The sequence below is a fragment of the Segatella salivae DSM 15606 genome (genome assembly GCF_000185845.1).
In the GTDB taxonomy this organism is placed as follows: domain Bacteria; phylum Bacteroidota; class Bacteroidia; order Bacteroidales; family Bacteroidaceae; genus Prevotella; species Prevotella salivae.
In genome coordinates this window covers 2,896,713-2,907,508 of sequence record NZ_GL629647.1, presented here as the reverse complement: position 1 = coordinate 2,907,508, position 10,796 = coordinate 2,896,713, and the positions used below count along the sequence as shown (strand labels likewise).

The 10,796-nt window shown below is 42.1% G+C and carries 12 protein-coding genes; 5 read left to right on the top strand and 7 right to left on the bottom strand.

Annotated features, from left to right (window positions below):
* The first annotated feature begins 275 nt into the window (after nucleotides 1–275).
* Complete coding sequence (gene yfcE, locus HMPREF9420_RS11350; RefSeq protein ID WP_007135851.1) at nucleotides 276–815, top strand: phosphodiesterase; 540 nt, start codon at nucleotides 276–278, stop codon at nucleotides 813–815.
* 41 nt (nucleotides 816–856) lie between these two features.
* Here the strand turns inward: yfcE and HMPREF9420_RS11345 are convergent, their stop codons facing one another.
* The 7 genes from HMPREF9420_RS11345 to HMPREF9420_RS11315 all read right to left on the bottom strand — a co-directional run bounded on the left by HMPREF9420_RS11345 (nucleotide 857) and on the right by HMPREF9420_RS11315 (nucleotide 6,646).
* Complete coding sequence (locus HMPREF9420_RS11345) at nucleotides 857–1,942, bottom strand: ATP/GTP-binding protein (RefSeq protein WP_007135850.1); 1,086 nt, start codon at nucleotides 1,940–1,942, stop codon at nucleotides 857–859.
* Between the two features lie 61 nt (nucleotides 1,943–2,003).
* Nucleotides 2,004–2,474, bottom strand: coding sequence for a helix-turn-helix domain-containing protein (locus tag HMPREF9420_RS11340; protein WP_007135849.1), 471 nt, complete (start codon nucleotides 2,472–2,474; stop codon nucleotides 2,004–2,006).
* A 183-nt stretch (nucleotides 2,475–2,657) separates the two neighbouring features.
* Complete coding sequence (locus HMPREF9420_RS11335) at nucleotides 2,658–3,494, bottom strand: zinc ribbon domain-containing protein (protein WP_007135848.1); 837 nt, start codon at nucleotides 3,492–3,494, stop codon at nucleotides 2,658–2,660.
* 5 nt (nucleotides 3,495–3,499) lie between these two features.
* The gene (locus HMPREF9420_RS11330) at nucleotides 3,500–4,288 is read right to left on the bottom strand and encodes a Nif3-like dinuclear metal center hexameric protein (protein ID WP_007135847.1); all 789 of its coding nucleotides are present in this window, start codon (nucleotides 4,286–4,288) and stop codon (nucleotides 3,500–3,502) included.
* A 78-nt stretch (nucleotides 4,289–4,366) separates the two neighbouring features.
* Entirely contained in the window at nucleotides 4,367–5,236 is an 870-nt protein-coding gene (locus HMPREF9420_RS11325; protein ID WP_007135846.1) for a DNA/RNA non-specific endonuclease, read from the bottom strand.
* Complete coding sequence (locus HMPREF9420_RS11320) at nucleotides 5,233–6,024, bottom strand: ABC transporter permease (protein WP_007135845.1); 792 nt, start codon at nucleotides 6,022–6,024, stop codon at nucleotides 5,233–5,235. The genes HMPREF9420_RS11325 and HMPREF9420_RS11320 overlap by 4 nt, the downstream gene beginning before the upstream one ends.
* Nucleotides 6,025–6,040: 16 nt before the next feature.
* Nucleotides 6,041–6,646, bottom strand: coding sequence for a hypothetical protein (locus tag HMPREF9420_RS11315; protein ID WP_007135844.1), 606 nt, complete (start codon nucleotides 6,644–6,646; stop codon nucleotides 6,041–6,043).
* 450 nt (nucleotides 6,647–7,096) lie between these two features.
* Here HMPREF9420_RS11315 and HMPREF9420_RS11310 point away from each other — a divergent pair, with 450 nt between their 5' ends.
* Genes HMPREF9420_RS11310 through HMPREF9420_RS11295 form a run of 4 tightly spaced genes read left to right on the top strand, consistent with a single transcriptional unit; the run spans nucleotide 7,097 to nucleotide 10,762 of the window.
* Complete coding sequence (locus HMPREF9420_RS11310) at nucleotides 7,097–8,134, top strand: agmatine deiminase family protein (protein ID WP_007135843.1); 1,038 nt, start codon at nucleotides 7,097–7,099, stop codon at nucleotides 8,132–8,134.
* On the top strand, nucleotides 8,121–9,008 hold the full coding sequence (locus HMPREF9420_RS11305) for a carbon-nitrogen hydrolase (protein ID WP_007135842.1): 888 nt from the start codon (nucleotides 8,121–8,123) through the stop codon (nucleotides 9,006–9,008). The genes HMPREF9420_RS11310 and HMPREF9420_RS11305 overlap by 14 nt, the downstream gene beginning before the upstream one ends.
* A 15-nt stretch (nucleotides 9,009–9,023) precedes the next feature.
* Nucleotides 9,024–10,229, top strand: a complete 1,206-nt coding sequence (locus tag HMPREF9420_RS11300; protein ID WP_007135841.1) for a hypothetical protein — start codon at nucleotides 9,024–9,026, stop codon at nucleotides 10,227–10,229.
* Between the two features lie 11 nt (nucleotides 10,230–10,240).
* Entirely contained in the window at nucleotides 10,241–10,762 is a 522-nt protein-coding gene (locus HMPREF9420_RS11295) for a hypothetical protein (protein ID WP_007135840.1), read from the top strand.
* Nucleotides 10,763–10,796 lie beyond the last annotated feature (34 nt).

Below are 10,796 nucleotides of genomic sequence, written 5' to 3'. Positions count from 1 at the left end.
TGATAGAGGCGATATCTGCTTGGGATTAATCTTAGCTTATAAAGTCCTATGGCTTATCTCAAACTAAGATATGACATGAAACCCTACGGAACAAAGGTTATCACACAACAAGCCACAACTAACGTTATAAAAAACTTTCAAATAGCCTCTGAATCGGACGTTATAACACAATTTGGCGCATTATTCGATGCCAAAATTTGTGTATTTCAGAGAAATTTCCGAATATTGCACAGGAGTTTATCTCCAACAAAACATTAGCTATATAAATAGAAAATATGAAATATTTATTGGTATCCGACATCCACGGATCACTGCCAGCATTGGAAAAAGTGATAGATTTTTATCATCAACAGCATTGTGATATGATGTGCATTATGGGCGACATACTGAATTATGGACCACGAAATGGCTTGCCAGAAGGCCTAAATCCCAAGGCTATTGCTGAAAAACTGAATGCTATAGCCGATGAGATTGTGGCCGTGAGAGGCAATTGTGACTCAGAAGTTGACCAGATGTTGCTTTCTTTTCCGATACTCCAAGACTACATGTTACTCGTAGATAATGGCAAGAAACTATTGCTAACCCATGGTCATATATATAATAAGGAGAACCGCCCCAAGGGAAATTTCGACGCAATCATCTACGGACATACGCATCTTTGGGAACTCGAAAGAGAAGAAAACAGCGTGATTTGCAACACGGGGTCAGTCACTTTTCCTAAAGGAGGCAACCCTCCTACACTCGGAACTTATGAAGATGGGGTGATAAAAATATTCCATCTTAACGGTGAACTGCTAAAACAGATAACCCTTTAAGATGGAATAGGCGTCATAATATCGCTTTGAAAAGGAGATGTTTACCCTTTCAAGGCGATATTATAATTATAATATTTCTGCATGCCTGTAATGTCTTGAAGGACCTTTATGAATGGAGGGAAGTTCACAGATTCCTTTTCTGCTATGCCTTTTGTTTCCAAAATCATCAGTCCTTTGACTGGTTTTTGAAACTTATCTAATTCAAAATATTGCCCCTTCCAAATAAAACTCTTGCGTGTTTTCTGTATCATTTGGCGATAAGGGTCGGCCTGTTGTAACAATGATGAATAGAGATTCTTACTGATTTGGCGTTCGGTTTCAAGCTGTTCTGTATCAGAAATATTCTTCTTTGTCGTGTGCACATAGACATTTTTGCCTTGCCAAGCACGACAACGAAGCCTTACTTCGCAGCCAGGTTCAGCCACAAGATACGTCTGAGTGATTTCACTTTCGATGCAATTCGGTATTTTTCCCGTCAATTCTACAATGTATTTACGTTCCTCAACAATAGGTTGTGGGATGCTAAGTACACTCGAAATCTCCTTTAAAACACGATGAAGCTTGTTGTTAAAGTCCTCATGATTGTTGATAACCCTTAGGTGAGGATGTCCTGTCCAGGCTTCAATCACCCTCTTATCAACCTCTCGAGCCAGCTCCAAACCTTCCGTTCTTTCCTTATTATTGCTTGTGATATAGAATTGTTCTGCCCCATCTGCGGCCGAAACTAAATGCAAAACAGCATCATAACGAGCGTCACGAAGCTCGTTGGTATTAGTCCCAACAGCAGCTGTTATGGCATTCCACATCTCGGGTTTCATATATGCTGAGATGTCCATTGCACCACGATCACAAACGATTAAGGCAGGTTCCTCACACTGTTCTGCCATGTGTAGGAACTTATCTTCAAGCGAAAGCTGAATCTCAAGCGTAGCTTTCTCACCCTCATAAAAGAGATTTTTGTTCGTCGTTAGATAGTCCATACCCGACTGACTGAACATGGTTGGCACCTCAGGTATTGTGAATACCTTATAACCAAGACTTGAAAAATGTTCTATTATCTTAACTAAGGCCGTCGTTTTCCCGGCACAAGGTCCACCTGTGAGAACGATTCTCTTGATCTCTTTCATTTGTTTCGTTGTGTAGAATTAAACTACAAAGTTAAGCTAAAAAAAGCATTTAAGCAAATTTTCAAGCGCTTTTACGTGATCTTCCACGTGTACCCTTGGGCTTAGCCAACTCTGGATGGCTTTCAATATAATTCTGACGATACTGTCGAGGAGTCATGTTCTTGAAACGAAAGAAGGCTCCATAAAAGCTCTGTCGATTCGCAAAGCCGACCTTTTCGCCTATATCTTCAATGCGATATTTTAGATATCGTGGGTCAACAAGCATTGACATGGCTTCGTTTACGCGCTGAGCATTAACCAAACCACAATAGTTCGTATGGAAACGCTCGGCACAAACTGCTGAGATATAACGCACATTGGTTCCTAAATCGTCTGCCAACTGCTTAGCGCTATAGTCTTTGTCCTTATACTTCTGCTCGATAATAATCTTTTGATTGATTCTTTCTTGCAGATCATCTTTTACCTCTGAGCTCATCAGAACACGATAAACGGCAGACCGTTCCCGTTTTTCCGTAATGTTATACTTAGGCATCTTCTCGCTAATATTTATTATATTAAGTTATTCTGATATACAATCCGCAGATTGTTTTATGGGTTAAAATACCATTATTAGTTGCAAATTTAATAAGAAAAAAGGAAAGAACGCAAGACAAAACATAAAAAAAGCTGAAAGATTGTCAATCTTTCAGCTTTTTGTTTCATTATTCCTTATAATTTATTCTGCTGCCTCTGATTCTTCTTTCTTTTTGCGAACAGAACGTTTTGCGCGTTTAGGCTTCTCGTCAGTTACGGCTTTTTCGGTCTTCACTCCAGCCAATTCAGGGTCAATCATAATGCGACCACAGTATTCACAGACGATAATCTTCTTGTGTATCTTAATATCTAACTGGCGCTGTGGAGGGATTTTATTAAAGCAACCGCCACAAGCGTCACGCTGAACATAAACAATACCCAAGCCATTGCGAGCGTTTTTACGAATACGTTTGAAGCTTGTCAGCAAGCGAGACTCTATCTTTGTCTCAAGATCTTTAGCCTTTGCTTTCAGCTTTTCCTCTTCTTCGCGCGTCTCTTGCATTATCTCATCCAACTCATCTCGCTTCTCATTGAGGTCTTCTTCGCGTTCACTGATGCTCTGTTCTGTCTTTTCTAAGTCGCGCTTACACTCCTCAATCTTGACTACCGCCTCTTTAATCTTCTTGTTACAAAGTTCAATTTCCAACTCCTGGAACTCTATTTCCTTTGTCAAAGTGTCATATTCGCGGTTATTCTTTACATCATTCAATTGCGCCTTATAACGTTCCACACTGGCTTCTGCATCAGCAATCTCGTGCTGTTTTTGGCCAACTGCGTTCTGAAACTCATTGATTTCTCTTTGGATTTTCTCTACACGTATGTGCAAACCCTCTAGTTCATCCTCCAAATCTTGAACCTCCAAAGGTAGTTCTCCGCGTAAAGCTTTCTTCTCATCAATGCTACTCAATGTCATCTGTAGTTGGTAAAGAGTCTTCAATTTCTCTTCAACAGACAGATCTGTAGGGTCTTTCTTTGCCATAATACTTATAAATAAATAATGGGATTCGTGTTGAGTTCTGTGATGAAACACCTCACTCCTGCACACTGTTCCTCTATGATTGATTTAAAAATTTCACTCGTATACTGCTCACTTTGATAGTGTCCGATGACTGCTATCTGTATTTCTTGGTCGTGACCAAAGTATTCATGATAGTGCATCTCACCCGTAATAAAGGCATCTGCGCCTGAAACAATGGCATTATCCAATAGAAACGAGCCCGCTCCTCCACACACTGCAATCGTCCGAATGGGTCTTCTTAGCAACTGATTGCACTGCACACATTCCACATCGAAACGCTTTTTCAACAGCAATATCAGGTCATCGGCGGCCAGTTCTTCCGTGACTTCACCTATCACTCCATCGCCCCCTGCAACTCCATCAACAACAGTTTGCTTACCAAAGAAACGCAAATCATGCAGTCCTATCTTCTCCGCTATCTTGTAATTCACGCCTCCTTGCGCACTATCTATATTTGTATGCATAGACACAATCGCCACCCGTTGTTCGATGGCTTTACGCACAATGACTTGCACTTCGTTTTCATCTGCAATCCGATTTAACTTGCGAAAGATCAACGGATGATGCGAAACGATGAGGTTACAGCCTTTTGCAACAGCCTCGTCTACTATCTTTGGTGTCACGTCAAGGCACAATAAAGCCCCTGATACATCTGCTTCTGTTAATCCAATCTGTAGGCCGGCATTATCAAAATCAGCCTGCAGAGGCAGAGGCGCGAATCGTTCAAGGGCACGAATTACTTCCTTTATTTGCATGCTATGCATAAAATTAGACTACAAAGATAGCCATTTTATCACGTGATGTAAAGGGTATTGCGTATTGTTTAACGTTTTTTACCAATCACTTAGGTTGCTTTCGGCTTCCACTTTCTTTTCAATGTCATCAGGAAGTGCCGAGAAAAAGTCGATTCCCGTAATGCGTTCAACCTCATCTATGGTGTTAACATAGTAGTCTTTCGGCCTGTTTCCACCAATATTCTTATAGATAAAACCTATCGCTTTCGGTGTACCTGCCATACAAAGCACTACCTTAAAGAAGGCTTCTGGCACGACTACACGCGCTGTTCCAATGGTTTTATGCTTCTGACGATATAAGATTGGGCCTGCCACAATATAGATTTGACCATATTGTTTGGCCCACTTGCGGCATTGATTCTCCATTTCATTCCAGTCGCCTACATTCAGATTGTGGTCTTGTGGGCATATATTCGTCATGAGAAATGATTGTTCTTGTGCCGTCTTATCCCACTTATTGTCGCCCGAAGGACACATATGACCACGATCATAGCCGCTTCTGCTATAGTCAAATGTAGTCACCTGCACGCCCTTTGCTTCGCTATCAGATTGAAATCCTATTCCCGTGCGCTTGTAAGGTCCTGTGGTATGCGATTCTGTTAATTGCCAAGCAACCCAATTAGGGATTCGTGTATCTGGGTTATATGAAACCACATACCCCACTCTTCTCAGGATTTGTTGCGCACATTCCTTTGAAACCTGCTGCATTAACAACGCTTCATCCCCTGCAGGGGCCTTATATTCAACCTCTGCTTTGACCGCATTCCCCGTGTCGTTCGCGGCATACGCTTCAACCGCGTGCCGCAAACCACTCGCCAAAGCCTTGCGGTTTTCGTGATTAAACTTACACCCCGAGGCACTAAAAAGCAACGAAAGTAAGGCTAATCCTATTAGCAATGTCTTCTTCATGCTTCTGTTTGCTCTTCCTTTTCGTTTGATTTCAAATTGCCATAAGCGTCAAAAACATAACGCTTTGCTATGATTAAGGTAAGCAACAAGCTTAAAGACGAGGCCGAAAGCATCATCGCTAAGCCTATCAACTGCGTCAAAACAGCCACATAAATATCCCATCCTAACATGAGCATTGCCCACATTACTATCGGCGAAATCCCAATAACAACATAGCTCATACGCTTTAATGTTGGAATCATACTCACCTCTAAAGCACGCTTAACGAAGTATTTCACGGCTTGATTATGGCTTGCTCCATTGCCCAAAAGATAGTAATACAGCGCACGATGATGTTTCAATCCGGCGTAATAGGCATCGAGTGCCTTATAGTTACTTTCGATAATGCTCCCTGCCATGAAGCCGGCGACAGGAAGAAGATAGCCTATTTCCAGCGCATCTACCAACGAACCAATGAGCAACAAGACAAAGATGCCGAGGCAAAATGTTACTATCAGCGTTGAGAGAAAAGCCGGAACAAAATATTTTTTCATGTTGAAACGTGCCTTACTTATCGTCACAAAGGCGGTCAATAAGGCCAACAATACCACAAGAAGTAAGTTGAATGTAATGCTATTCCAACTCAATTCAAGTTTATAAATAATGCCTGTCAGTGCAAGAAAGCCAACTGCTTTTCCTATAGCCAACGCCACTTTATGCTGCAAATTGAGCTTAAAAAAGTAAATCAAATATACGGGAATGCAAAGCAATATCACAAGGATAAAGATGCTGATAAAACCAATATTCATCGTCTTTGTTATTTTATTATTGAGATTCGAGCAGCGATTTGTCGCACTGCCCCTTTACTTCTTCATCATCAGTAGCAATGATTACCAAGCCACCCGAAGCCGTATAACGCCGCAAATAGTCTATCATGGTCGGTGTAATCGAACCTGGACACTGATCAATCACCATGCGTTCACGGCCTTGCATGACGCCAACCACTATCATCATTTGTTGCATCACGTCGCGTGGAATGGCTGTAACAGGCTTATCCCATAAGCCGGTTTCGATGCCCACCTTGCGCCATTCGCTCTCCATATTGCCTTTCGTCAGGTCGTCATCTATCGTCATTAGGGCTTGCATAACATCGCCAACGGTCTTCAAAGACAAGTCTACTTCGCGTGGCACATAGGCCGTATGGGCACGATAATAGGCTGCCGAACGTTCGTCAACCACGTCACCATCGGTTGAAAGAAAGCCCGACTTTAATGGCTGTAAGGCCAAAAGTGTGTAAAGAAGTGCCTTTCGTGCGTTGGCTTTCCAACCATAAATACAGAACATTTCACCTTCTTCAATCACAAAATTGATATCGGTGTACATTTCCGTATGTGTCACCCCACGTAAGGTTCCGTTTTTAATTTCCAACATTTGTGTTGTATTTTATAAGGCAAAGTTACGTTTTTTTCTCTAAAAGACAATATGAAGTATCACAATTTTCATTGCAATCAAATCTTTGTTCACAGCAACTCATGCTGTAGAGAAACTTTTCTCATACTACCTTTATGGAGAAAGCACTCAGTAACTCGCATCATTTTATCGCACAATCTGCCTGATTTCACCGCATCATTTGAGGCCGATTACACGCTAATATGACTTGAATTGCAAAACGTTTTCGTGTAACCCTAATTAGATATTGCCCTGAATGAGCATATATAACGGCCTTATGTTAGATGTGTTATCTGGAGAAAAACACCATAACTCCCAACGATTTTCGCGAAAAACACGATTTCTCCTTTTCACAAAACCATGACTTTCAGAAAAAAATAACTAATTTTGTATCCGACAAACAGATTGAAACAGTATCTAAGAATCAACGATATGGCAAACAAAAACTTCGTGCTTCCGGCAGAATGGGAGCCTCAACAGGGCATTCAACTCACATGGCCACATGCACAAACTGACTGGAAACCTTACCTCGATGATATCACAAAGACGTTCATCGACATGGCAAAGGTCATCACACTCGACGAAAAACTCTTCATCGTTACGCCCGAAGCAGCCCATGTAAAACGGCTGCTTGCAGAGCATCTTAACGATGAACAGCGTGCCAATATACGTTATTTTGAGATGCCAACCAACGACACTTGGGCACGCGATCATGGTGCTATCACTTTGTCAAATGGGGCAGAACTGCGCATGCTTGACTTCAAATTTAATGGTTGGGGCGAGAAGTTTGATTGGCAAAAAGACAATGCTATCACGGCTAATATGGCACAAATGGGGGCCTTTGAAGGCATGATTGAAGACCACACTGACTTTGTTTTAGAAGGTGGAAGCATTGAAAGCGATGGCAAAGGTACTATCTTTACCACCGCATGTTGCCTCTTGGCACCTCACAGAAACCAGCCAATGACGCGCAAAGAGATTGAAGAACGGCTGCTGAAATCACTTCATGCGCAACGCATTATATGGATAGAACACGGCCAACTCAAAGGAGATGACACCGATGGTCATATTGATACAATCGTGAGATTGGCACCCAATGACACCTTATTATATATATATAGTGACGAAGACGACGAGCATTTTGCCGACTTTAAAGCCATGGAAGACCAGCTAAAGTCTTTGCGCACATGCGATGGAAAGCCTTATCAGCTGTTGCGTTTACCCTTCCCCAAGGCGATATATGAAGGCGAAGAGCGGCTTCCTGCGACTTATGCGAACTTCGTAATCCTTAATCATCACGTGCTCTGTCCTACGTATGCGCAACCCGAAAGAGACCATTTGGCCATGCAACAACTGCAGAAAGCCTTTCCCGACCGCAAGGTTATAGGCATTGATGCCCGTACTGTTATCCGCCAACATGGTTCACTCCATTGTCTCACTATGCAATATCCAAAATATGAAAAAGCTTAAAATAGGTATTCTTCAGCAACATAACATCGCTGATTCTTCCGTCAACATGCAACGTCTTTCGCATGGAATTGCCCACTTGGCAAGCCGTGGTGCCGAACTGATTGTATTGCAAGAACTTCACAATTCACTTTATTTCTGCCAGGTAGAAGACGTGAACAACTTTGACCTTGCAGAGCCAATACCAGGCCCTTCGACCGATTTTTATGGCAAGTTGGCAAAAGAACATGGCGTTGTTATTGTCAGTTCATTGTTTGAAAAGCGTGCACCGGGCCTCTATCATAACACTGCTGTGGTGATAGAAAAGGATGGAACCATCGCGGGAAAGTATAGGAAAATGCACATTCCTGATGACCCTGCATACTATGAAAAGTTTTATTTTACGCCGGGAGATCTGGGCTTTCATCCCATCAACACAAGCATAGGACGACTCGGAGTGTTAGTATGTTGGGACCAATGGTACCCAGAAGCAGCCCGTTTAATGGCTTTACAGGGCGCCGAAATCCTTATATATCCCACTGCCATTGGCTATGAAAGTAGTGACACTTCAGAAGAACAGGAGCGACAACGCGAGGCTTGGACAACCGTAATGCGTGGGCATGCAGTAGCTAACGGCCTACCCGTTATCGCAGTGAATCGCGTGGGACATGAAGACGATCCGAGTGGAATGACACGAGGAATTGAGTTCTGGGGCAGCAGTTTTGCAGCTGGTCCACAAGGCGAAATGCTTTATAGAGCAAGCAAAAGTGACGAAGAAGTTCACATCATTGAAGTCGATATACACCACAGTGAGCAAGTGCGCAGGTGGTGGCCCTTCCTCCGTGACCGCCGCATTGAATGCTATCAAGATATCACTAAGCGTTATATCGACGAATAAAATAGCTGTAAAGTTATGTACAAACCATTGAAACATCATCGCATTCTCGGTGAACATCGCCCAAAAAAATCGTCAATCATCGGTGCGTGGATAGTCGCTTTACTCTTCATTTTCCTTGGTCTCATGACCTTTTATACCATGAGAGCGTTTGACGATTATAGCTTATCTGCACGCATTTACTTGGGGTTGTTGGCCTTAGCCTTTATTATTGGTAGCATAGGATTTGTGATAAACCAAGTAGTTTCGAGGCTGTTCATCACACCAGAAGTCGTGATTCGCATTAATATTTTCGGCAAAACCATCCTTCCAATGACTGAGATTGACTGCTATGAAGACGGCAAAAAGGACATCACTTTGTATGCAACTAGGTTGTCAAAGTTCATTAGTATATCGGAAGATTACAATGGTTTTGAGAGCATAGTAGCATGGGCTCACTCGCAATTTCAAAACAAAGAAGACATTGATAAGCAGCAAGAGACAGAGGAAATGCTATCAGATTTGCACTATGGAGCAAGTGAAGAAGACATTCAAAATAAGGCAAACAAGCTCAAGAAAATAATCTATCCACTCAATGTTCTCACTATAATCGTAGTCTTGTTCATTGTGTTTCTCTCCTCGTTTATACCTGACTTTATCGTCTCAATTGCTGCACTTTTGCCCCTCGTTGCAATCTTTCTCTACAACAAAAGCCATGGATTAGCAAAGTTTCTTATTAGTAAAACAGACCCTCATCCATCGTTAATGGGAATAGGAGGAGTAGCTTCTGTTGGCCTGTTATATAACGCTTGGCGAGAGAATCTCCTTCATATTTCATCGCAATTCTGGTTGATTGTCCTCGTGGTTACACTCATCCTGACTTACCTTTGCACACGAAATGAGCGCATAACGCCAACGTATGGGCAGCGCGATTTGCTGCTTGTCATCGGAGCAACGCTAATCGGTTGCTTTGTCTATAGCTATAGTACACTCGTCTTTTGCAATATAACTTTCGACCAATCTAAGCCAAAGTATTATGATTCGAGCATCAAAGATAAGTCTTATACAAGTGGAAAGGGTCGGCGATATTACGTGAAACTCGCGCCATGGAAAGGCTTAAAAGAGGATGAAAGGACATATATTCCTCGTAAACTCTATAACAAATTACAAATCGGAGAGCCTGTAACAATAGAGCAATATGAGGGTTGTCTCGGCGTAAGCTATTACTATCCGATATTTAAATAAAGTTCAACGGCATGAAGAAAGCTTTGTTATTGTTGCTCGTTATGTTTTGTTTTGCACTGCAAGGACAATGCATAAACATAGGCAATCCAAGCTTGTCGGCCGATAACAAACGTTGGGATGTATGGCAAACTCTGGCATTAAAGGGACAATTATATGGCAAAAGATGTTATCAAATAAGGTATGTCAGAGACAATTATGATGCGTTTCGTCGTGGATATATCCTCTTTTTAGATGGTAAAACAAGCTTTGCGAGCCTCAAACTACCACTTACTGACGACGAATGTAAGAACTTCTCAGTGGATAGTCTCATGCAAACCAAACGTGGTTTCATGTTACTTGTCACTTGGGGAGGAGGCAAATATCTCTATACTTTGAAATATATTGTCTGCTATCGACAAGCGTCTTTCTTCCTCGATAGCATCATTACGCAACTTTATGAGCCTGAAAAGGGGCGGAAAAAGACCACATATAAGCGCATGAAAAGGCCTTTAGAAATGAAAGGAATGATTGCTCTTCCCGAACTATTAGATTGAAAACATCAAATACATAAGGCTTGCAGACACCATC

Coding starts and splice junctions, on each gene's coding strand:
- yfcE (WP_007135851.1), top strand. CDS start 276: ATGAAATATTTATTGGTATCCGACATCCACGGATCACTGCCAGCATTG.
- HMPREF9420_RS11345 (WP_007135850.1), bottom strand. CDS start 1,942: ATGAAAGAGATCAAGAGAATCGTTCTCACAGGTGGACCTTGTGCCGGG.
- HMPREF9420_RS11340 (WP_007135849.1), bottom strand. CDS start 2,474: ATGCCTAAGTATAACATTACGGAAAAACGGGAACGGTCTGCCGTTTAT.
- HMPREF9420_RS11335 (WP_007135848.1), bottom strand. CDS start 3,494: ATGGCAAAGAAAGACCCTACAGATCTGTCTGTTGAAGAGAAATTGAAG.
- HMPREF9420_RS11330 (WP_007135847.1), bottom strand. CDS start 4,288: ATGCAAATAAAGGAAGTAATTCGTGCCCTTGAACGATTCGCGCCTCTG.
- HMPREF9420_RS11325 (WP_007135846.1), bottom strand. CDS start 5,236: ATGAAGAAGACATTGCTAATAGGATTAGCCTTACTTTCGTTGCTTTTT.
- HMPREF9420_RS11320 (WP_007135845.1), bottom strand. CDS start 6,024: ATGAATATTGGTTTTATCAGCATCTTTATCCTTGTGATATTGCTTTGC.
- HMPREF9420_RS11315 (WP_007135844.1), bottom strand. CDS start 6,646: ATGTTGGAAATTAAAAACGGAACCTTACGTGGGGTGACACATACGGAA.
- HMPREF9420_RS11310 (WP_007135843.1), top strand. CDS start 7,097: ATGGCAAACAAAAACTTCGTGCTTCCGGCAGAATGGGAGCCTCAACAG.
- HMPREF9420_RS11305 (WP_007135842.1), top strand. CDS start 8,121: ATGAAAAAGCTTAAAATAGGTATTCTTCAGCAACATAACATCGCTGAT.
- HMPREF9420_RS11300 (WP_007135841.1), top strand. CDS start 9,024: ATGTACAAACCATTGAAACATCATCGCATTCTCGGTGAACATCGCCCA.
- HMPREF9420_RS11295 (WP_007135840.1), top strand. CDS start 10,241: ATGAAGAAAGCTTTGTTATTGTTGCTCGTTATGTTTTGTTTTGCACTG.